Origin of the sequence: Allorhizocola rhizosphaerae, from assembly GCF_003426775.1 — a bacterium.
Lineage (GTDB): Bacteria > Actinomycetota > Actinomycetes > Mycobacteriales > Micromonosporaceae > Allorhizocola > Allorhizocola rhizosphaerae.
This window is the reverse complement of record NZ_QJUG01000107.1, coordinates 1-22,258: the sequence shown is the minus strand read 5'-3', so window position 1 is coordinate 22,258 and position 22,258 is coordinate 1. Positions and strand designations below refer to the sequence as shown.

The following is a 22,258-nucleotide window of genomic DNA, read 5'->3' as shown; positions in this document are numbered from 1 at the left end:
CACGAGATGGCGAAAGGCCCGCTGGCAAGGCGCTACGGAGCCGATAAGGAGAATTCGGTGAGTGCACAACATGTCGATCGACGCACCCTCCTGTTAGGAGCGCTCGGCGCGGCGACGCTGTCCGCCTGTGGCACGGGCGGCAGCACGCCTAACGCGCCGAGCAACAACGCCAAGGTGAAGTTGCCGACCTATGTCCCATTTGCCGGTGGCCCGAAGCCCGACCTGCCCGGCACGCCCGAGGGTGTGCTCGACGGGTTCCTGAAGTACCCGGCGAACCCGCTCAAGGTGACCGCGGGCGCGCCCGGCGACGGCAGCGCGGTGACCGCGTTTCTGCAGACTTTCAGCCCGGTGGCGCCCGGTGTCGGTAACAACAAATATTGGCAGGAACTTAACAAGGCGCTCAACGCCGACATGAAGATCTCGGTGGTGCCGTCCTCGGAGTACAACCAGAAGTTCGCGGCCATCGTGGCCGGCGACGAGCTGCCCGACCTGCTGCACGTGCGCAACCCCTCGATCGACGTTCCGGGGTTCCTGCGCGCCAAATGCCAGGACCTGACGCCGCTGCTGTCCGGCGACGCGGTGAAGGAATATCCGTTCCTGGCCAACCTTCAGCCGGTCTTCTGGAAGCAGTGCGTCCACAACGGAGCGGTCTACGGCATCCCGATCCCACGGGCGGTCCAGGGGACGCTGATGCTCCGCCGCGACGACCTGATCGCCGCCAAGAGTCTCAACCCGGACCCGGCCACGTACGCGGAGTTTCGCAAGCTGTGCCAGGACCTGACCGACCAGAAGGCCAACCGGTGGGCGCTCACCGGCCCGGACATCACGGTCAACTTCATCCTGCAGATGCTCGGCGTCGCCAACAACTGGAGGAACGACGGCGGGAAGCTGACCCGAACCATCGAGTTGGAGCAGTACAAGAAGGCGTTGTCCGACGCGGCCCAACTGTGGAAGGACGGGGTGATCCACCCGGACAGCTTCCCCGGCCCGAACGCGAACCTCGCCTCCAGCTACAAGCAGTGGTTCAATGCCGGGTCCGCGGTGCTCAATGTGGACAACTACAGCGCCTGGCCGGAGTATTACGTGCAGAGCGTCGCAGGCCCGTCCTTCAAGCTCGGCGGGATGCTGCCGCCCAAATACGACGGTGGCAGCAAGGCCGTTACCTGGCAGGGGAATCCGAGCTTCAGCTTCACGGCGTTCAAGAAGGCGCCCGAGGCGCGGATCAAGCAGCTGCTCAAGATCTGTAACTGGCTGGCCGCGCCGTTCGGCAGCGCCGAATACCTGCTGACCAACTACGGCGTGGAAGACGTCAACTGGAAGCGCAACGCCGACGGCGACCCGGTCCAGACCGACACCGGCAAGGCCGAGGTGCCCGGACTGGGCGTGAAGTACGTCGCCGCCCCGCACTTCGTGCTCTACTTCCCCGGACAGTCGCAGGCGACCAAGGACGGCCACGCCTACCAGATGAAGGCGGTGCCGATGTCAGTCGCCGACCCGACGCTCGGCATGTACTCACCCACCTTCGCACGCCAGAACGCCGCGATGGAAACCAAACTCACCGACGCGCGCCACGCCATCATCCGCGGCACGAAGCCCGTCTCCTCGTGGGACGACGCGATCAAGGACTGGCGTGCCTCTGGCGGCGATCAGATCCGCTCCGAGTTCGAGCAGGCTCTCTCACAGAACGGGTAGTCCAATGTCGAATGTCACGCGACGGGGATTGTTGATGGGAACCGCGCTGGCGGTGGCGGGCACCGCCGTCCCCGCCGCACCGGTCATGGCGGCGGCGCAGCCGAATCCAGACCCCGGTGAGGCGGGTCAGGCGCGCTGGCTGGAAGGGGCGCCGCCACCGCAGACGCTCGGGGTGACGTGGGGGATGCCCTGGCCGAAGGGCCGTTTCCCCGGCCAGGATCACACCTTCGCGGTGACCACAGCGGACGGTGCGGCTGTTGCGGCGCAGAGCTGGGTGACCGGCTATTGGGGCGACGGGTCGATCAAATGGACCGCGCACGCCATCGGGTCGCAGGCCACGACCGCACAACAGTACCGGGTGGGGCCGGGCGAGCCTACGGCACCGTCCACACCGGTGACCGTCCACACCGGAGGCGAGACGGTCGACGTGGACACGGGCGTGATCCGCGTGCGGCTGAACCGGCGCGGGCGCCACCTCGTGCGCTCGATCGTCCGCGGCGGCCGGGAGACCGCGCGGGACGGTGAGCTGGTGTGCCTGCGGCGCAACAGCGCCGATGACGGCGACCAGTCGAACGTGAAGCAGGAAGCCTTCTTCAGCACCATCCGCGAGGTGCGGGTCGAACAGTCCGGGCCGGTGCGCGCGGTGGTCCGCATCGACGGCAAGCACAAGCATGGCCACCGCGAGTGGCTGCCGTTCACGGTGCGGCTGTACTTCTACGCGGGCTCGGACGGTGTGCGGATGATGCACACGTTCGTGTGGGACGGCAACCACCGGGAGGACTTCATCTCCGGGTTGGGCATCCGGTTCAAGGTGCCGCTGACCGACGAGCTCTACAACCGGCACGTGCGGCTCGCCGGGGCGGACGATGGCGTGTTCGGCGAAGCGGTGCAAGGGATTACCGGGTTGCGCCGCGACCCGGGTCGCGCCGTGCGGGTGGCACAGGTCGATGGACGGCGCACGCCGGACATCTCCACATGGGACACTCGCGTATCGGGCCGCATGCAATGGATCCCGACATGGGGTGACTACACGCTGCGGCAGCTGACCGCCGACAGCTTCCAGATCCGCAAGCGGACCAAGCCCGGCCACGGCTGGATCAACTCGAACTCGGGTGGGCGCGCGTCAGGACTGGCCTTCGTGGGCGGGCCCAGCGGTGGTTTCGCGCTTGGCATGCGGAACTTCTGGCAGTTGTGCCCGACACAGCTCGACATTCGCGGCGCCGCCAAAGACGTCGCGGAGATGACGCTGTGGCTGTGGGCACCCGACTCCACGCCGATGGATCTGCGGTTCTACCACGACGGCATGGGCCAGGACACCTACCCCGAGCAGCTCGACGCGCTCGAAATCACCTACGAGGACTACGAGCCCGGCTTCGACACGCCGTACGGTATAGCCCGCACCAGTGAGCTGATGTTCTGGGCGCTGCCCGAAACCCCGACACACCAGCGGTTCGCCGAACTCGCCGCCACCGTGCGCACTCCGCCGCTTCTCGTCGCGCCGCCCGCGCACCTGCACGCGGCGGGCGTCTTCGGCGACTGGGCGCCGGTTGACCGGTCCACTCCGGCGAAGGCGCAGATCGAGGACCGGTTGGACTTCCTGTTCGCGTTCCACTTAGGACAGGTTGAACAGCATGGCTGGTACGGCTTCTGGGACTACGGCGACATCATGCACACCTACGACGGCGACCGTCACATGTGGCGCTACGACATCGGCGGCTACGCGTGGGACAATTCCGAGCTGTCGCCCGATCTGTGGCTGTGGTACCAGTACCTGCGCAGCGGTCGCGCCGACGTGTTCCGCTTCGCCGAGGCGATGACCCGCCACACCGGCGAGGTGGACGTCTACCACATTGGACAGTGGCAGGACCTTGGCACGCGCCACGGCGTCCAGCATTGGGGTGACAGCGCCAAGCAGCTGCGCATCAGCACGGCCGCCTACCGCCGGTTCTACTACTTCCTCACCGCCGACGAGCGGGTCGGCGACCTGATGCGCGACCTGGTCGACGCCGACAAGACGTTCCTGGCGCTGGACCCGATCCGCAAGATCCGCACCGGGCCGTACACGCCCGATCCGACGGCATTGAGCATCGGATTCGGTACCGATTGGGGCGCGCTGGCGGCCGCCTGGCTGACCGAGTGGGAGCGCGGAGGCGATCCCATTGCGCGGCAACGCCTGGAGAGCACGATGCGCACGATCGGCCAACAGACCAACGGCTTCGTGCAGGGCAGCGCGCTGTACAACCTGTACACGGGCGAGTTCGCGATCGCCAGCCCACCCACGATCAGCATCGGGAGTCTGTCTTCGGTGTTCGGGCTGGTGGAGATGTGCAGCGAGCTGATCGAGATGATCGATGTCCCCGAGTTCACCCGCGAATGGCTGCGCTACTGCCGGTTCTACAACGCCACGGCGGCCGAACAGGCGGCCGAGTTCGGGCGCTCCTTCGGCAGCCAGAACCTGCGGCAGGCCCACTCCCGGCTCACCGCCTACGTCGCGGCCAAGACCGGCGACACGGCCCTTGCCGCGCGGGCATGGCAGGAGTTCTACGCCGGACACGCGGGATACGGGCCGGGCGTCAACTGGCGGAGCGTCAAGGTCGAACCGCCGCTCGTGCTCAAGCCGATCGACGAGACCAACTTCGTGTCCACCAACGCCTCCGCCCAGTACGGCCTGGCCGCGATCCAGTGCCTGGCCCTGGTAGGCGATCGCATTCCCAGTTAGGGGTGTCCAGCATGAAGTCTTTGATAGGCGCGACCGTCGTTCTGGTGCTCGTGGTCGCCGCGCCCACCCCCACCGCATTTGCCGCACCGACGCGGCACGAGGCCGAGAACGCCACCTGCGACGGGACCATCGACTCCAACCACGCGGGGTTCTCCGGCTCCGGATTTTGCAACAGCGCCAACGCGGTCGGGGCCTCGCTCCAGTTCACCGTGAACGCCGCGAGCGCGGGCACGGCGACCCTGGGCATCCGGTATGCGAACGGCGGCACGACCGACCGGCCCGCGACCGTCAACGGCGGCGGCACGCTGAGCTTCGCGCCCACCGGAGCGTGGAACACCTGGACCACCGCGACCACGACCGTTCAAGTGAACGCGGGCAGCAACACGATCCGGCTCGCCGCGACCACCGCTGCCGGCCTGGCCAACATCGACTACCTGGACTTCGAGGTGGGTGGCACGCAGCCACCGCCAGGCAGGCGCATGGAAAGCCTCGGTCGCGGGGTGGTGGCCGTGCGGTCGAGCAACACCAGCGTGCTGGTCTCCTGGCGGCTGCTCGGCCTCGACCCGGACGGGATCGGTTTCAACGTGTACCGCTCCACGGCAGGCGGCGCTCCCGTCAAACTCAACGGGTCGGTGCTGACCGGCGGCACCAACTTCGTCGACTCCACCGCCAACCTGTCACAGGCCAACAGCTACCACGTGCGCCCGGTGATCGGGGGTGTGGAGCAGGCGCCGAGCGGTTCATTCACGCTGACTGCCAACCACGCCGTCGAACCCGTGGTCCGCCTCCCGCTCCGCGCGGGCGGAGCGGTCAAGTTCGTGTGGGTGGGCGACCTGGACGGCGACGGCGAGTACGACTTCGTGCTCGACCGGCAGACCTCGCCGCAGACCATCGAGGCGTACCGGAGCAACGGGCAGTTCCTGTGGTCGGTCAACATGGGCCCGAACAGCACCAACCAGGACAACATCGAGGGCGGGTCGTCCACCATCGACGTCGGGCACAACGACGGCGTGACCGTGTACGACTTCGACAGCGACGGGCGGGCCGAGGTGGCGGTGCGCATCGCCAACGGCGTCCGGTTCGGCAACGGCACCACGTTCACCAACTCCAACAACAACCTCCAGTTCATCGCGATCCTCGACGGCATGACCGGAGCACCTCGCGCCACCGCGCCCGTGCCCACCGACTACCTGTCCGACGGCCCGATGTACGCCCGGTTCGGTGTCGGCTATCTGGACGGCACCAACCCGAGCCTGGTGGCGTTCATGAAGAACCGCATCGGCAACGGCGGGTTCAACCTCATGTTCACCGCCTGGCGGTTCACCGGCAGCGCACTGACCCAGCAGTGGAAGTTCCTGCGCGGCAACCAGAATCTGCCCGACGGGCACAACACCCGCATCATCGACGTCAACGGCGACGGCAGGGACGAGGTGGCCGAGATCGGGTTCGTGCTCAACGGTGACGGCACCCTGCGCTACTCGCTCGCACCGAGGGGCATCATCCACGGCGACCGCTTCCACATCGCCAAGATGGACCCCGGCCGCCCCGGCCTTCAGGGCTACGGCGTGCAGCAGGACAACCCGAGCGGCCTGCGCGAGTACTACTACGACGCCGCCACCGGCAACATGATCTGGCAGCACATCGAGTCCGGCGTCGCCGACGTCGGGCGCGGCATGGCCGGAGACATCGACCCGGGCTTCCCGGGCATGGAGGTCTGGTCGTTCTCCGGCCTGTACAACGCGGCCACCAACCGACTCACCGAGTCGAGCACCTCGCTGCGGCCGTGGCCACAGCTGGGCCTGTGGTGGGATGGCGACGTCACCATGGAGCTGCTCAACGACGGCAAGTTCGAGAAGTGGGACCCGAGCAACCCCACGCCGACCAACAGCGTGCCGCGGCTGCTCACCACCTCCAACTACGGCGCCGTGGACGCGAGCCAGAACGTCCAGCCCACCTTCTATGGCGACATCATGGGCGACTGGCGCGAGGAGGTCGTCTACACCAACGCCGCCTTCAACCAACTGATCATCTTCACCACGAACCAGCCGTCGAGCACCAGGCTGTACACATTGGCGCACAACCCCGCCTACCGCAACGCCATGACGCTCAAGGGCTACATGCAGTCGCATCACGTCGACTACTTCCTCGGCTCCGGCATGACCCCGCCACCCCGGCCGAACATCAGCTACCCGGACAGGTGACCATGCGCGATCACGGGGGGTCACCTAGAGTGTTTCGGGGAGGAACACGGTGGTGCGCAAAGCCAAGGAACCCAATGAGGGGGCACGCAAGTCGACCATCCGTGAGGTGGCGGAGCGAGCGGGCGTCTCGACCGCCACCGTCTCCCGGATCCTGGCCGGCAACTACCCCGACGCGCCCGCCACCCGTGACCGGGTCATGCGTGCCGTCAGGGAGCTGGACTACGTGGCCAACGTCCACGCCCGGTCCCTTGCCGGCACGCCGACCAAGAGCGTCGCCATCATCGTCAACTCGGTGATCTCGCCGCACTACGCCCACGTCGCGCAGGGCGTGCAGGCGCAGGCGGCCGCCGAGGGCCGGCTGTGCCTGATCGGCACGACGGGCGGCGACGCCGAGCGTGAGCTCGCGATGGTCCAGCTCATGCGGGAGCAGCACATCGAGGCGGTGATCCTCGTGGGCAATGTGCTTGCCGACGAGGAATACCGGGCGCGGATGAGCCGATACGCGCACTCCCTGGCGGGTGCGGGCTCCCGGCTGGTGTTGTGCGGGCGGCCGCCGCTGGGTCCGGACGTGCCGGCGGTGGTGGTGCAGTGCGACTACACGGGCGGGGCATTCGCGGCGACCAGCCATCTGCTGTCGGCCGGGCACGAGCGGATCCTGTGCCTGGGTCGCCGACCCGGCTTCACCACCGCCGATGCCAGGCTCGCCGGCTATCGCGACGCACTGCGGGCTCACGGGGTACCACATGATAAAGAGCTGGAGCTTGAGGGCACCTTTGAACGGGAGCAGGGCTACCGGATGATGCGGCAGCGGCTGAAGTCAGGCCGGCGGCCCGATTTCACGGCCGTGTTCGCGTTCAACGACCTTCTCGCGGCCGGCGCCCGGCAGGCGCTGCTGGAGCACGGGTTGCGGGTGCCGGGCGACGTGTCGCTGGTGGGTTTCGACGATCTGCCCCCGGCGCAGGACATCGACCTGACCACCGTTCACCTGCCCCACGAGGAGCTCGGGCGCACGGCCGTGCGGCTCGCGCTGGAGCCCGAGACCCAGGCCGGCCCCCCGCAACAGGTGCTGCTCGACACCCACCTCGTCAAGCGCGGGTCGGTCCGCCAGATCGGTTGACCGGGCCGGGGCACAGGGGTCTGAACCACCGAGCGTGGGGGAGCGGCAGCCGCGGCTAGCGCCGCTGGTCCGGATGGCTGCACAATGCAGGACATGGAACTGTTCGAGCGCCTGGCCGGCAGGCCACCCGTATCGTGGACGATGGCTGTCTGGGATCGCCTGATGCGCCCGATCCGCCGCAGGCAGGAGCGTCGAAACCGGCAGCTCGCCGCCGAGTACGACGCGGTGGCCAACCTCCTGCGGGCCGTCGGGCGCGAGGACACCGCACGTGTGCTGGGCAGGCAGACCGAGAAGCTCGCCGGTCAGCGCCGGCGTGCGAGCTGAGGTCCGCCGGCTGTCGGCAACACAACTCTTCGTATCACGGGCCCCGGCTGAGTCCTCGTCTTAGGTGACCGCAATGCCTACCACGAAAGGACTCACCTATGAGAGGCGTCGCCGAGATGACGGTCCTCAAGGCCGGAGCCAAGCTGTACCACGGTTCTCCGGCCAACGAGTTCACGCACGACTTCTTCGCCGCAACGAGCCCGTCGCCGACGCATTTCGAGCACCGGCCGATGCCCGACACACCGGCTTGGTTCGCGACCAATGTGCTCTTCTCACTGCATGCGGCTGCCCGGTTCACCCCGCCCGGTCAGCAGGCGACCTTCACCCTGCACACCTACACCGTGAGCAAGGACCTCAACCTTTACTCATTGGAGGACATGGCTGATTTCGCCGAGTTCATGGTCGGCCTTGGCGAGCCCAAGCCGAAATTCAACGCCAAGGCGCAGGCCCTTCCGCTCGCGAGACTCGCCTTGAGTTCGAACGCCGACGGGTACGTGGTGAAGAAGGACATCGTCCGCCAGGAGCCGGAGTATGTGCTGTTCGGTTCGGGTTTGGCGAAGCTGGGGACGCCCGAGCCCTTCCAGTTGCGGCTCGTGCCGGTCGCCGGGCACCACCCGCCGCGCAGCACCGTTCATTTCGATCAGGCCGTGCTCGGTGCGCCACTGGCCACCTACGACTACACGGGAGGGCCCGGCACGCTGATCTAGTGAATGTGGCCCGGGTGGGCGTGCCGCCCGGGCCACAGCTGTTTTTGGAGTTTGACCACCTCCTTCAGACATCTGTCGAAAAAGTTGAGGTGTCGCGCGGTTCCGCCGTTGACCGGAACGATTCCTGTCGCTATTGTCCGGCGAAAGGGAAAACGCTTTCCAGGATCTTCGGCTGGCGTCACCGGGCAGCGCCAGTGTCAACCGTATCCGCGCTGAATTGGGGCGCGCCCGGACAACGGCGTTTCGGCCGTCTCCGCCGCTCTACCACTTCAGCCAACCACATGGAGGCGGCATGCGATTGAGGTCTGCCATCGTGGGCGCAAGCCTGCTCATCGGCACACTCATTGTGGTACAGGGTAATACGGCGTACGCGGCGCCCACGCGGTATGAGGCGGAGAACGCTCCGGCCACCTGCGTCGGCACCATCGATACGAATTGGTCCGGGTTTTCCGGCACCGGGTTCTGCAACTCCAACAACGCCGTGGGCGCCTACGCGCAGTTCACGGTGAGCGCGGCGGCGGCGGGCACGGCCACCCTCGGCGTGCGCTTCGCCAATGGCGGGACGACCGCGCGCCCGGCCGACATCGTCGTCAACGGCGCGACCGTCCAAAGTGTCTCGTTCGAGACCACCGGCTCCTGGTCGACCTGGATCACGAAAACCGTCACGGTTTCAGTGAACGCCGGAAGCAACCCGGTCCGGATCAACGCGACCAGCTCCGCGGGCCTACCCAACGTCGACTGTCTGGACTTCGGTCTGGGCGGCGGATTGCCGAGCAGTTTCCAGTGGAGCTCCAGCGGGATACTCATCTCGCCGAAATCCGATGCCACGCACAACATCCGGGCGCTGAAGGACCCGTCGGTCGTGTACCACAACGGCCGGTACCACGTGTTCGCCACCACCACCAACCAAAACGGCGCATACAGCATGGTGTATCTCAACTTCGCCGACTGGTCGCAGGCGAATTCGGCCACGCAGCACTACCTCGACCAAACCGCGATCGGCACGGGCTACAAGGCCGCGCCGCAGGTGTTCTACTTCGCGCCACAGCAGCGGTGGTACCTCGTCTTCCAGACCGGATCGAACGCGGCGTACTCGACCACCACCGACATCAGCAACCCGAGGTCGTGGACCGCGCCGCAGCGCTTCTACGCCAACGGCATGCCGCAGATCATCCGGGACAACATCGGCAACGGCTACTGGGTGGACTTCTGGATCATCTGCGACAGCTCGAAGTGCTACCTGTTCTCCTCCGACGACAACGGGCACCTGTACCGGTCGGAGACCAGCCTGTCCAACTTCCCGAACGGCATGACCAACACGGTCATCGCGATGCAGGACCCTGCCCGTTATCCGCTGTGGGAAGCCGCCAATGTGTACCGCGTGTCGAGCACCCAATATTTGTTGATAGTCGAGGCGATCGGGTCCGGCGGGAAGCGGTACTTCCGTTCGTGGACCGCGCCTGCGATCACCGGACCGTGGACCGCGCTGGCGGCGACCGAGGCCAACCCGTTCGCCGGCCAGGCCAACGTGACGTTCAGCGGGACGGCATGGACGCGCGACATCAGCCACGGCGAGGCGATCCGCGCGGGCAACGATCAGACGATGCCGTTGAGCCCGTGCAACCTGCGCTACCTGTATCAGGGCAAGGACCCGGCCGCGAGTGATCCGTACAGCATGCTGCCCTGGCGGCTGGGTCTGCTCACCCAAACCAACTCGACCTGTTGAGGTTGCCATGAAACGTCGATTGCTCGCAGTGGCGGCCGTGCTGATGTCGGCTGCGGCAGGCACGGTCGCGATCGGAACCCCCGCGCTGGGGGCTGCCTCCGTGACCATCAACGGCTCCACGGGGTACCAGAAAATTGATGGTTTTGGTTTCTCAGAATTCTTCGGGCGCTCCTCGATCATGAATGGGTCGCAGGGGCTGTCCGCCCAGAAACAGAAGGAGATCCTGGATCTGCTGCTGTCCCGCAGCACCGGCGCCGGGCTGTCCATCCTGCGGCTGGGCATCGCCTCGGGTGCCGGCTCCATCCAGCCCACGAACCCCGGTGGTCCAAACGCGACACCGCGATATGTCTGGGACGGCGACGATGACGGGCAGGTGTGGCTGGCGCAGCAGGCCAAGGCGTATGGGGTGACCCGGTTCTACGCCGACGCGTGGAGCGCTCCGGGCTACATGAAGACCAACGGCAGCGACACCAACGGCGGCACACTGTGCGGGCTGTCTGGTGCCTCGTGTGCCAGCGGTGACTGGCGTCGCGCCTACGCGAACTATCTGGTGCAGTTCACCAAGTTTTATGCCCAGGAGGGCATCACCATCACGGATCTGGGGTTCACCAACGAGCCCAACTGGACCACCGACTATTCGTCGATGCGATTGACGCCGGCGCAGGCGGTCGAGTTCATCAAGATTTTCGGCCCGATCGCGCGGGCGGCCGGGCTGAAGTCGGTCTGCTGCGATGTCGTGGGCTGGGACGGGCAGAAGAACTACACCAACGCGATCGAGGCTGACAGCACCGCGCGGGGTCTGGTCGATCTGCACACCGGACACTCGTATGGCAGCTACCCGAGCACGCGGCTGGCCACGTCGAAGCCGACGTGGATGTCGGAGTGGTCGCCGGACGGCACGACGTGGAACGAAGCCTGGGACGACGGCAGCGGTTACGACGGGTACAGGGTGGCCAATGAGATCCATACGGCGCTGACCGGGGGCAACGTCAACGGCTACGTGTACTGGTATGGCGCGTCCACCGGGACCACACGCGGATTCATCCAGATGAACGGCGACAGCTATCGCGTGTCCAAACGGCTTTGGGCGATGGCCAACTACAGCCGGTATATCCGTCCGGGCGCGACCCGCATCGCAACGTCCAGTTCGGACAGTAACCTGCGCATGTCCGCCTTCCGCAACACCGACGGCAGCGTGATCCTGGTGGGCCTCAACGCGGCCGCAAGCTCCAACCAGGTGTCGTTCTCGTTGCAGAACACGGGCGTCTCCGGCGGCACGGCGACGCCGTACCTGACCAACGGCTCCAACAGCATGACGGCTCAGGCGGCGCTCGGCGTGTCGAACGGCTCGTTCACCGCCACCGTGCCGGCGCGTTCGCTCGTGACATATGTGGTACGAGGCAACGGCACGACTACGCGCTACGAGGCCGAGACAGCGCCGGCGGTGTGCACCGGCACGATCGACACCAACTGGCCGGGCTTTTCGGGCACCGGATTCTGCAACGGCGACAACGCGACCGGCGCTTACGCACAGTTCACCGTGAACGCGGCGAGCGCGGGCACGGCCAGGCTCGTGGTGCGCTTCGCCAACGGGACCACCACGGCACGCGCCGCCGATCTCATGGTGAACGGCACGCGCGTGCAGTCGGTGTCGTTCGAGGGCACGGGTGCGTGGTCCACGTGGGTCTCGAAGACGTTGACGGTCAACGTTAACCAGGGCAGCAACACCATCCGGCTCAACCCCACCAGCGCCAGCGGCCTGGCCAACCTCGACTACGTCGAGGTCGCTCCGGCCTGACAAAGGACCGGCGGCGGCCGGATGTAGGCGATATCGGGCCGTCGCCGCCCGCTCGGTGATCCGGTCAGCGCCTGGCGCGAGTTGTCAAGACCCGCGAGTTCATCGACGGCGGCCGTCAAACCGCAGGTGGAGCCGTCGCCAGGGCACCGGTTCAGATGTCGTGAAGGAACAGGGTCATGCCGCTTAGGCGGTCGCCGGCCAGGGTGAGCACTATCAGCCCGCCGGGTCGCTCGGTGCCGTCCGAGACGAGGTGCGAGGCGAACGCGGGCTGTCCGTTCATGCGAGTGGGGCGCAGCCGGATCTGTAGTCCTTGGCTGACGCGCCAGGTGGCGCTGGTTTGCAGGAACGCGGTGATGGCCGCCACGCCGTGGTATTCGTGCGGGGCGGGCGGCATGGACAGCCATGCCTCGTCGGTGAGCAGGCTGACCAGGGTGTCGAAGTCGTCACCGGTGAAGGCTTCGGCGAAGCGGTCGGCCATTCGGCGTTCCTGTGCAGATCCGGGGGCAGGTGGTGCCTCGCGGGCAGGGCCGTGCTGCCGTTCGACGGCGCCGCGTGCCCGCTGTAGCAGGCCTTTGACGGCGGTCGGTGTGGTGTCCAGCATCGGTGCGACCTCACCGAGCGGGTACCCGAGCACGTCGCAGAGCACCAGCACGGCGGCCTGCCGTGGGGTGAGCCGCTGCAGCGCCGCGATGAACGCCAGTTCGATCGCCTCCCGGGCGGTGTAGCGTGCCTCGGGGCCGGGATCGCTGTCGGGCACGTGTTCCAGCAGCTCGTCCGGATAGGGCTGTAGCCAGGTCACGTGACTGCGGCGGCTGGGCTCTGGCGGCTGGAACGGCGGCCGGGGCTCGGGCGGGATCCGCCGGCCACGGTCGCGCAGCGCGTTGAGGCACCGGTTGGTGGCGATCCGGTACAGCCAGGACCGCAGCGACGCGCGGCCCTCGAATCCGTCCAGGCCGCGCCAGGCGGCCAGTAGCGCCTCCTGCAGCACGTCCTCGGCGTCGGTCAGCGAGCCCAGCAGGCGGTAGCAGTGCACGAGCAACTCGCGCCGGTGCTCCGCCACCAGCTCCTCGAACGTGGCTTGCGTCACAGCCGTTCCGTTTCTCGGGTTGTGGGTGTCGTTATGGGCAACACCGGAAGGAGAAAAAATCATGACCAGCCCAGCATTGCAGATTGCTTTGGCTCACCACCGCGCGTGGACTGGAAAGGACCTTGAGGCGGCGATGACCTACATCGCGGACGACGTCGTGCTGGACGCCCCAGCCGGGCGGCTCACCGGCATCCAGGCGTACCGCGAGTTTCTCGGGCCGTTCGCGGAACAGTTCCTGATCCGCGCGGAGATGGTCGCCGCATTCGGGGACGACAGCACGGCCCTGCTCATGTACGACACCGAAACGATCCCGGCCAAGAGCGCACCGGCGGCCGAATGTGTCACCGTCCGGAACAGGAGGATCGTCTATAACCGGTTCATCTTCGACCGCCTGCCGTTCGAGGAGTTCCAACGCCGGCAGGCCGGTGATGGCGCTCGACGAGGAACTGGGGCATCCCGCTGAAGGCAGTGATTGCCCAACGCCACCAACGCATGTTCGTCGACAAGAGGAGTTCCCGTGTCCATCCCCAGCCCGGCAGCCCCACCCACCTCGCCGGCCTCAGCGGCGATCAACGCACTACGCGCCGCCGGTGAAAACGGCGACGCTGATGCGGTCGCCGAGGTCCTGGCAGCCGACGTCGTCTTTCACTCACCGATGTCAGCGACAAAGCTGTTCGAGGGCAGGGACGAGGTCACGGCACTGCACCGTGACATCTTCGCTGTCCTCGACGACATCGCCACTACAGAACCGCTCGTGCTCGGTGATACGGGAGCGTTTTCCTTTCACGCGCGCGTGCGCGAGGTGGAACTCGAAGCCATGAATCTGGTGCGCGTCAACGAGCAGGGACAGATCGTCGAGTACACGGTCTTTGTTCGTCCACTCCCGGGCCTCGCGACACTGTTCGCCACGCTCCCACCGCGGGTTTCTGCAAGGCGACGTGGACGCCCCGCAGGAGCGCTCGTGGCGGCCCTCGCGCGACCCCTCGCCTTCATGCACCGCATCGCTGACCACATGGCCCCCAGATTCCTCTAGTCCATGAGCAGGCTGTTGGAACCGCGGCCCTGCTGCGGGCCGTCCTGCGCCAGCATGAGTTTTATCCGCACTCACGGCCGGTATCGTCTCTAGCCTGGCCGTCAAAGGCGTGCTCGCCACCGCTCCCGCCGGTGCGTGGCGAAGGGCATCATCGGGTTTCCTGCAGGGGCCCTACCGGCGACGCGGCCGGACGGAGTCGCGGATCACCAGGTGTGTGCCGAGAACGACGTGCGGCGGCGCCCCGCCGTGTGCCGCGTGCTCCAGTGCCAGCCGCACGGCGGTGCGCCCGATCTCCTCATGCGGCAGATGCACGGTGGTCAGGCCGATGTCCCGCGAGGGCGGAAGGTCGTCGAAACCCACCATTGACACGTCGTCGGGGACCCGCAGACCGTGCTCGGCCAGCGCCCGGTGTGCGCCTCCGGCGATGAGGTCGTTGATGGCGAAGACCGCGGTGAAGTCTTGAGGGCCGGTGCTCAGCCGCTCCTTCATCATGCGGTAGCCCTCGTCCCACTCCATCATGCCCTCGGCCTCGAGCCCTGGCTCGTGCGGAACGTTATATGCGGCAAGGGCTTTGCGGTATCCGTCAAGCCGCCCCTCGGCCGTCGTGTAGCCCGGTCGCCTGCCTAGGCACAGGATTCGCTCGTGACCGGCGGACAGCAGGTGGCTGGTGGCCGCGAACGCGCCACCGGCGTTGTCATACTCCACCACGACCGCGGGCACGTCGGGGCCGAGCGGCCGGCGTCCGCACAGCACGAGCCGCGACCCGACCGATGCCAAGGCCTGCGCGTACTGCCCCATCCGCTCCTGGTACTTGTCGTCGGCCACGACGTTGCCGACGAGGATGACAGCTTCGGCATTCTGCTCGCGCATGTGCCTGACGATGGCGAGCTCGCGTTTCGGGTCGCCGCCGGTGGTGCCGATCAGGCACAGCCTGCCCTCGGCGGTGGCTTGAGCCTCCACACCCTGGGCCACGTGCGCGTAATGCGGCGAGATCACGGAGTTGAGCACGATGGCAACGCTCTTGCTGACGTTGTTGCCGGCAAGGACTCGGGCGTGGGCGTTGGCCACGTAATCCAGTTCCTGGACCGCGCGCATGACACGGGCACGGGTGCCGGGCGAGGCCGGATAGGTGCCGGCAAGGATCCGGGAGACGGTGGCGACCGAAACTCCGGCCAGGCTTGCCACCTCACGGATGGTCGATCGCCGCCTGCCATCAGCAGATTCGCTCGCCCGCCGCATCGTCGCCCTAACTCTGGAAAGTTTTCTGAAAACGGATACAGAAAATGATGGTTGCCTTTCTCGTTGGTGTCAAGCCACCGGCCGGCACCGCGTCCGGCGCCACGCGTCGAGTAGGTGGCCGGCGACAGCATCCCATCACCGGGCGGCAGCTGTAGGTGACAGAAAGTGAAACGTTTGTATCGATGATGGCAGCCTCAAACACGCCCTCTCCCAGGTTCAACCCACTTCCATATTGACACCTTCAAGATCCGGGCTTACCTTCCAAGTTACGAAATTGTGAAAGCGTTTCCACCTCGTCCTCAGAGTGGAGTGCTCATGGCCCAGCTCCCTCGCCGCGCCCTTCTGACCGGCGCCGCCCTGGCGAGCCCCGCGAGCCAGCTCCCTGCACCGTGGCAGGCCCTCGCTCCGAACGTCACTCAGGCCGCGATCCGGTGCCTGGCACGTGTCGGCGACCACCTGCCCACTTAGGAGCGTTGATGAAACCATTAGCGAAGATGGCCATGATCGTGACGGCCGTGATGGCTGGTACGGTGGGGGCGTTCGTGCCCCCTGCCCATGCGGCCGCACAGATCTATTACGTGGCCCCGAACGGCAGTGACAGCGCGGCGGGTACTCAGGCCGCTCCCTGGGCATCGATCGCCCGTGCCCAAACGGCTGCCCAGCCCGGTGACACGGTCTATTTCCGGGGCGGCACCTATGCCTACACCCGTGCGAACAGCGGTTGCGCGAGCCAGACGGCCAGGGTGGACGCGATCACCCTGAACAAGAGTGGCAGCTCGGGCAACCTGATCCGCTACTGGGCCTACCCGGGTGAGCGGCCGGTCTTCGACTTCTCCCGCATGACGGACAACTGCCGGATCAAGGGCTTCAGCGTCACCGGCAACTGGATCCACCTCATGGGGCTGGAAGTCGTTGGCGTGCCGCAAAACAACAACCTGAACGCCGAGTCCTGGGGACTGTGGATTTCGGGTAGCAACAACATCTTCGAGCGCCTCAACGTCCATCACCACATGGGCACCGGCCTGTTCATCAACGGCGGGGGCGGCAACCTCGTGCTCAACACGGATTCGCACGACAACTACGACCTGCGCAGCAGCGACGGTCCCGGCGAGAACGCAGACGGGTTCGGTTCGCACTACACGCCGGCCGGACGGCCCGCGAATGTGTTCCGGGGTTGCCGCGCGTGGTGGAACGCCGATGACGGGTACGACCTCATCTCCACCTACTCACCGGTGCTCATCGAGAACTCGTGGGCGTGGCGCAACGGTTACGTGCCGGGGACGACGACGCCTTCCGGCAACGGCGCCGGCTTCAAGGTGGGCGGCTTCGGTGCCGAATACGACTCCGGCGCGGTGAAACACACCGTCCGGTTCTCGGTGGCGTTCCTCAACAAGGCGGCGGGTTTCTATTCCAACCACCACCCGGTGGCCAACGATTACTTCAACAACACCGGCTACGGAAACCGCCCCAACTTCGACATGCGGGGAATCGACTCCAGCGGCAACTCCGTCGGCCGCGGCAACCTGCGCAACAACATCGCTTACACCGGCACGCTGACGGCGAACATGAACGGCACCAACGCCTCGTACAACTCATGGAACCTGGGCGTCACCCTGTCGGACTCGCAGTTCCAGAGTGTGTCGACGTCCGGTTGGGACGCGCCCCGTCAGGCCGACGGCAGTCTGCCCGTGCTGCCTCATCTGCGCCTGGCCAGCAACAGCACGTTGATCGACAAGGGTGTCAACGTCGGTCTGCCCTACAACGGGGCGGCACCGGATCTCGGCGCCTTCGAGTCCGGCAGCACACCGCAGCTGCCCGTGCGTTACGAGGCGGAGACCGCACCGGCGGTGTGTCAGGGCACCATCGACTCGAATCAAGCGGGCTTCACCGGCAGCGGATTCTGCAACGGCACCAACGCGATCGGGGCATACGCACAGTTCACGGTGAACGCATCGGCGGCCGGCACAGCCTCACTCAGCGTCCGGTTCGCCAACGGCAGCACCACCGCACGGCCGGCCAATCTGATTGTCAATGGTTCCACGGTGGCAACGGTTTCGTTCGAGTCCACCGGGGCTTGGACGACGTGGGTCACCAAAACCCTGACCGTCACGCTCAACGCCGGCAGCAACACCATCCGTTTGGATCCGACCACGGCGGCCGGACTTCCCAACATCGACCACCTCGAAGCATGAGGAGAGGACACGAATCATGACGCGTACGTCACGCAACGCATTGAGACGAGGGGGTCTCGTCGCCGCGGCTTTGCTGCTGGTGTCGGTGGCGGCGGCCGGACCCACGGCGGCGGCCACAACCGGCGGCCAAGCGGCTTCGGCTGATGCACTGGTGGGCCTCTACGAGGAGGTTTCGAAGTATTCGCCCGCGGACTACACCGCCACCTCCTGGGAATCGTTCTCTGCCACGAAGAATGCCGCGGCGTCTGTGATGCAGCGGGGAAGCCAGAATGAGCGGGCTGTGGCTCATGGGAAGCTTCAGGGGGCTGCTGACGGGCTGGTGATGGTCCAGGGGCTGAAGAGCCTGGTGGCCGACTACCGGACGCGTGTTGCGGCCAAGTACACCGGCGGCTCGTGGGCTCCGTTTGCCAAGGCGTTGGACAACGCGGAACGTGTCGCGGCTGACGGGTCGGCGACGGCGCCGCAGGTGGCCGCGGCGAAGACGGAGCTGATGAGCGCCGCGGATGATCTGGTGGCCGCCGATGTGGGGACGTTCCAGACGATCACGAACAACACGTTCTGGAACGACACGAGCGGCAATCCGATCTATTCGCAGGGTGGTGGGGTGTTCCGGTTCGGTGACACCTACTACTGGTACGGCGTGCACTACCTCGGCGCCGAGTCCTACCGGGCCAACCCCACGCAGAAGTACGACAACCAGGTCACCTTCCAGTCGATCCCGGTGTACTCCTCGAAGGACCTGGTGAACTGGAAGTTCGAGAACAGGGTCGCCACGAGGTCGACGAGCCTGGGCCGCCTGGGCGGCAACATGGGCAATGCCGGCTGGATCGGGCGCTTGGGTGTGTCGTACAACGAGAACACCGGCAAGTACGTGCTGCTGGTGCAGATGTGGCACCCGACGCACGACCACGGGGTGCTGTTCCTGCAGGGCGACTCGCCGACCAGCAATTTCACCTTCGGCAACTTCCAGGTCCAGGTCACGAATTCCCCGACGACGGGCACCGGTGATCAGACCGTGTTCACCGATGACAACGGGCAGGACTACCTGATCTTCTCCAACCGCGAGGGACGGTCGCGGGGTTTCGTCTCCAGGATCAGGGCGTCGGACTCGCTGTATGTCGAGCCAGGCGTGCAGATCCGCAGCGGCGCCGGTCGTGAGGGCAACGCCATGTTCAAGCTCGACGGCAAGTACTACCACGCGGCGTCGGACCTGCACGGCTGGAACACTTCGGTCAACTACGTCAATGAGTCGACTGGTAGCAGCGTCCAAGGGTCCTACAGCGGCGAGTATGTCCTGGCCGGTACGGAGATGGACTACAGCCACGTCACCCAGACCGGCTTCTTCGTCACCGTCAAGGGGACCGTGCAGAACACGGTGATCTATGCCGGTGACCGGTGGGCCGACTTCGCGTGGAACGGTATCGGCTACAACCAGTGGGTGCCGATCACCCGGACCGGGACCGCCCGGCCGCAGTTTCATTCGGTGAGTCAGTGGGAGTTCAACGCCACCACCGGGGAGTGGCGGGTCGGGCCGAACAACAACTACATTCTCAACCCCGACTTCCAGGCCGACCGCATCATCGTCTCCAACCTGCGCGGGTGGACCAACAGCGGCGGCTCGGTGACCAACGTCAACGGCGGTGCCAACGGCAGCCGCTTCGCTCTGCAGGTCAGCAACAGCGGCAGTACCAGGCAGCAGATCAATGTGCCCGCAGGCACCTACGCCCTGTCGTTGCACGCGCGAGGCAGCGCAGGGCAGGTCGTGGTCACCGACGCCGGCGGCAACGCACGCACCCTGAGCATCCCGTCCTCCAGCGGCTGGGCCCAGCGCAGGCTCGCCGATATCGCCCTGCCCGGCGGGGCCGTCACCGTCACCGTGCGGGCGTCGGGTTCGGGCGGCGTCATCGTCGACCAACTCTCACTCGTCAAGACCTCCGGTGGCCCGTCGGGGCAGCGTTATGAGGCCGAGACCCCGCCGGCGATCTGCCAGGGCACGATCGATTCCAACCAGGCCGGCTTCTCGGGTAGCGGTTTCTGCAACGGCACCAACGCGGTCGGCGCGTATGTCCAGTTCACGGTGAACGCGACGGCGGCCGGCACGGCCACGATCGGGGTCCGGTTCGCCAACGGCGGCACCACCGCCAGGCCGGCCAACCTGATCGTCAACGGCACCACGCTCGCCACGGTTTCCTTCGAGGCCACCGGCGCCTGGACCACCTGGGTCACCAAAACCCTGACCGTCACACTGAACGCGGGCAGTAACACCATCCGGCTCGACCCGACCACAGCGGCAGGAATACCCAATGTGGACTACCTCGACGTCGGCCCCATGGCATAACCACTAACACCACCATGGCCAGAAGGGTGTCCGAGTTTCCCGGACACCCTTCTGCCCCGACCAGGTTTATCAGCTCACGAAGCAGCACGCAGCACGCGCACGTCTCCGGCAGGCAACGGCAGGACGCCATGACAGGGCGCGCCGGTGAGCAATTCCTTGCCAGAGGCGGCCACCTCCACGTCCCCGTCGGTGTGGTTGATCGCGATCAGATAGCTGGCGGAGTCGCCGACCCGCCTGACCAGCTCGACGCCGTCCGGCAGACCGTCGCGGGCGGTCAGGCCCGCCTCCTGCAGCACGACGTCGAGGTCGCGGCCGTTGAGACGGGTGGAGACATACCAGGCGGTGCCCTGGCCGACGCGATGGCGGGTGACCGCCGGTTCGCCTGCGGCCGGCCCGTCCAGATATCGCAGCACCGGCTCGGCCCCGGCCAGGACCAGCCGTTCGGCCCACACGTCGGCGGTCAGGTTCCGCTCCAGGCGGACACGGTCCCCGGCACGCAACGGCAGGAACTCCTCCACCGACAGGCCGAGCAGGTCGCGCAGCGCACCCGGGTGTCCGCCGGGGTGCACGGTTTCGATCTCGTCCACGATGCCGGAGAAGTAGGAGACCACAAGCGTTCCGCCGCTCCGGACGTACGCGGCGAGATTCTCGGCAGCGGAGGAGGACATCAGATACAGGCTGGGGATAAGCATCATCTGGTACCCGGAAAGGTCGCCCTCTGGGTGGACGAAGTCGACGGTGCGGTTGGCCCGCCAGGCGCGTTCGTAGTAAGCCGACATCCGGTCGAGGTACCTCAGGTCGAAGGACGGGCGCCATTCCAATTCGAGCGCCCACCACGATTCCCAGTCCCACACGATCCCGATGTCGGAAGCCACCCGCGTGCCGACGAGCTCGTCCAGATTGGACAGCTCGGCGCCGAGCCTCACCACGTCGCGCCAGATCCGGGTGCTGGTGCCGCCGTGCGGCACCATCGCGGAGTGGAACTTCTCCGCGCCGAAACGGGAGGCGCGCCACTGGAAGAACAACGCCGAGTCGGCGCCGCGGGCGATGTGCGCGAAGCTGTTGCGGCGCATCTCGCCAGGAACCTTGGCGATGTTACGGGGCTGCCAGTTGACCGCGCCGGTCGAGTGTTCCATCAACAACCAAGGCCGGCCGCGCGCGACCGACCGGGTGAGGTCGGCCGCCATGGCGAGCTCGATGTGGTTGTCCAGCCGCTCAGCCTGAAGGTAGTGGTCGTTGGAGACGACGTCGACCTCGGCGGCCCACTTCCAGTAGTCCATCCATTTGCAGTTGGGCACCATGAAGTTCGTCGTCACGGGCACGCCGGGGGCGAGCCGGTGCAGCACGTCGCGTTCGATTCGGAAGCAGTCCAGGTACTCGTCGGAGGAGAAACGGAGATAGTCCAGTTGCAGTGCGGGGTTGACGCCGGGCGGCGCGAGCCGGGGTGGGTCGATCTCGGCCCAGTCGCCGTATCGCTGGCCCCAGAAGGTGGTGCCCCAGGCATTGTTGAGCGCGGAGAGCGTGCCGTACCGCTGCCGCAGCCAGCGACGAAACGCGTCCGCCGAGGCGTCGCAGTAGCAGGCGTGGTTGCTCCATCCGTATTCGTTGTGCACATGCCACAGGGCCACGGCCGGGTGGTCGGCGTAGCGGCGAGCCAACTGCGCGGCGATGCCGGCGGCTGCCTCGCGGTACGCCGGCGAACTGGGGCAGAACGCGTGCCGCGCGCCGCCGCCGAGCACATGCCCCTCATGGGTAACCGGGCGCGCCTCCGGGTGCCGCCGGAAAAACCATGCGGGCGGGGCAGCGGTGGGGGTGGCGAGGTCGACGGCGATGCCTCCCTCGTGCAGGAGCCCGAGCACTCGGTCAAGCCAGCCGAAGTCGTACTCGCCCGGGGCGGGTTCCAGCATCGCCCACGCGAAGATGCCGACGCTGGCCAGGTTGACGCCGGCCTCACGCATGAGCCGCACGTCTTCGTGCCAGACCTGCTCGGGCCACTGCTCGGGGTTGTAGTCCCCGCCGTACCCGATCTTGCCGAGGCGGGGCAGCGTGCGGGCGGCGTTGTTCATACGTGCTCCAGTCTGTGAG

General features: G+C 66.7%; 15 protein-coding genes. 12 read left to right on the top strand and 3 right to left on the bottom strand.

Going from position 1 to position 22,258, the window contains the following annotated elements; genetic code table 11:
- Positions 1–57 precede the first annotated feature (57 nt).
- The 8 genes from DM816_RS22850 (at position 58) to DM816_RS42795 (ending at position 12,284) form a co-directional block, all read left to right on the top strand.
- The gene (locus DM816_RS22850; protein ID WP_162907729.1) at positions 58–1,692 is read left to right on the top strand and encodes a type 2 periplasmic-binding domain-containing protein; all 1,635 of its coding nucleotides are present in this window, start codon (positions 58–60) and stop codon (positions 1,690–1,692) included.
- Positions 1,693–1,726: 34 nt separating this feature from the next.
- Complete coding sequence (locus tag DM816_RS22845) at positions 1,727–4,411, top strand: exo-rhamnogalacturonan lyase family protein (protein WP_211588813.1); 2,685 nt, start codon at positions 1,727–1,729, stop codon at positions 4,409–4,411.
- A gap of 11 nt (positions 4,412–4,422) precedes the next feature.
- A complete protein-coding gene (locus DM816_RS22840; RefSeq protein WP_117212385.1) occupies positions 4,423–6,612 on the top strand; it encodes a rhamnogalacturonan lyase family protein in 2,190 nt (729 codons plus the stop codon).
- Between the two features lie 49 nt (positions 6,613–6,661).
- Positions 6,662–7,729 (top strand): LacI family DNA-binding transcriptional regulator, encoded by a 1,068-nt coding sequence (locus DM816_RS22835; protein WP_117212384.1) that lies wholly within the window; start codon positions 6,662–6,664, stop codon positions 7,727–7,729.
- A 93-nt stretch (positions 7,730–7,822) separates the two neighbouring features.
- Positions 7,823–8,053, top strand: a complete 231-nt coding sequence (locus DM816_RS22830; RefSeq protein ID WP_162907728.1) for a hypothetical protein — start codon at positions 7,823–7,825, stop codon at positions 8,051–8,053.
- Between the two features lie 98 nt (positions 8,054–8,151).
- A complete protein-coding gene (locus DM816_RS22825) occupies positions 8,152–8,760 on the top strand; it encodes a hypothetical protein (RefSeq protein WP_117212382.1) in 609 nt (202 codons plus the stop codon).
- A gap of 292 nt (positions 8,761–9,052) precedes the next feature.
- A complete protein-coding gene (locus tag DM816_RS22820; protein ID WP_117212381.1) occupies positions 9,053–10,486 on the top strand; it encodes a non-reducing end alpha-L-arabinofuranosidase family hydrolase in 1,434 nt (477 codons plus the stop codon).
- Positions 10,487–10,493: 7 nt separating this feature from the next.
- Complete coding sequence (locus DM816_RS42795; protein ID WP_162907727.1) at positions 10,494–12,284, top strand: carbohydrate-binding protein; 1,791 nt, start codon at positions 10,494–10,496, stop codon at positions 12,282–12,284.
- 151 nt (positions 12,285–12,435) lie between these two features.
- Here the strand turns inward: DM816_RS42795 and DM816_RS22810 are convergent, their stop codons facing one another.
- Positions 12,436–13,434, bottom strand: coding sequence for an RNA polymerase subunit sigma-70 (locus DM816_RS22810; RefSeq protein ID WP_117212380.1), 999 nt, complete (start codon positions 13,432–13,434; stop codon positions 12,436–12,438).
- Between DM816_RS22810 and DM816_RS22805 the strand changes: the two genes are divergently transcribed.
- The gene (locus DM816_RS22805) at positions 13,433–13,834 is read left to right on the top strand and encodes a nuclear transport factor 2 family protein (protein ID WP_117212379.1); all 402 of its coding nucleotides are present in this window, start codon (positions 13,433–13,435) and stop codon (positions 13,832–13,834) included. The genes DM816_RS22810 and DM816_RS22805 overlap by 2 nt on opposite strands.
- A 54-nt stretch (positions 13,835–13,888) precedes the next feature.
- Complete coding sequence (locus DM816_RS22800) at positions 13,889–14,404, top strand: nuclear transport factor 2 family protein (protein ID WP_162907726.1); 516 nt, start codon at positions 13,889–13,891, stop codon at positions 14,402–14,404.
- Positions 14,405–14,575: 171 nt separating this feature from the next.
- Here DM816_RS22800 and DM816_RS22795 read toward each other — a convergent pair whose 3' ends face one another.
- Entirely contained in the window at positions 14,576–15,589 is a 1,014-nt protein-coding gene (locus DM816_RS22795; protein ID WP_246002142.1) for a LacI family DNA-binding transcriptional regulator, read from the bottom strand.
- A gap of 530 nt (positions 15,590–16,119) precedes the next feature.
- On the opposite strand from DM816_RS22795, the gene DM816_RS22790 reads away from it, so the two are divergent.
- Entirely contained in the window at positions 16,120–17,835 is a 1,716-nt protein-coding gene (locus tag DM816_RS22790; protein WP_162907725.1) for a right-handed parallel beta-helix repeat-containing protein, read from the top strand.
- 16 nt (positions 17,836–17,851) lie between these two features.
- Positions 17,852–20,173, top strand: coding sequence for a family 43 glycosylhydrolase (locus tag DM816_RS22785; RefSeq protein ID WP_211588812.1), 2,322 nt, complete (start codon positions 17,852–17,854; stop codon positions 20,171–20,173).
- 74 nt (positions 20,174–20,247) lie between these two features.
- Here DM816_RS22785 and DM816_RS22780 read toward each other — a convergent pair whose 3' ends face one another.
- Positions 20,248–22,239: a beta-galactosidase gene (locus DM816_RS22780; RefSeq protein ID WP_117212375.1), complete on the bottom strand. Its 1,992-nt coding sequence runs from the start codon at positions 22,237–22,239 to the stop codon at positions 20,248–20,250.
- Positions 22,240–22,258 lie beyond the last annotated feature (19 nt).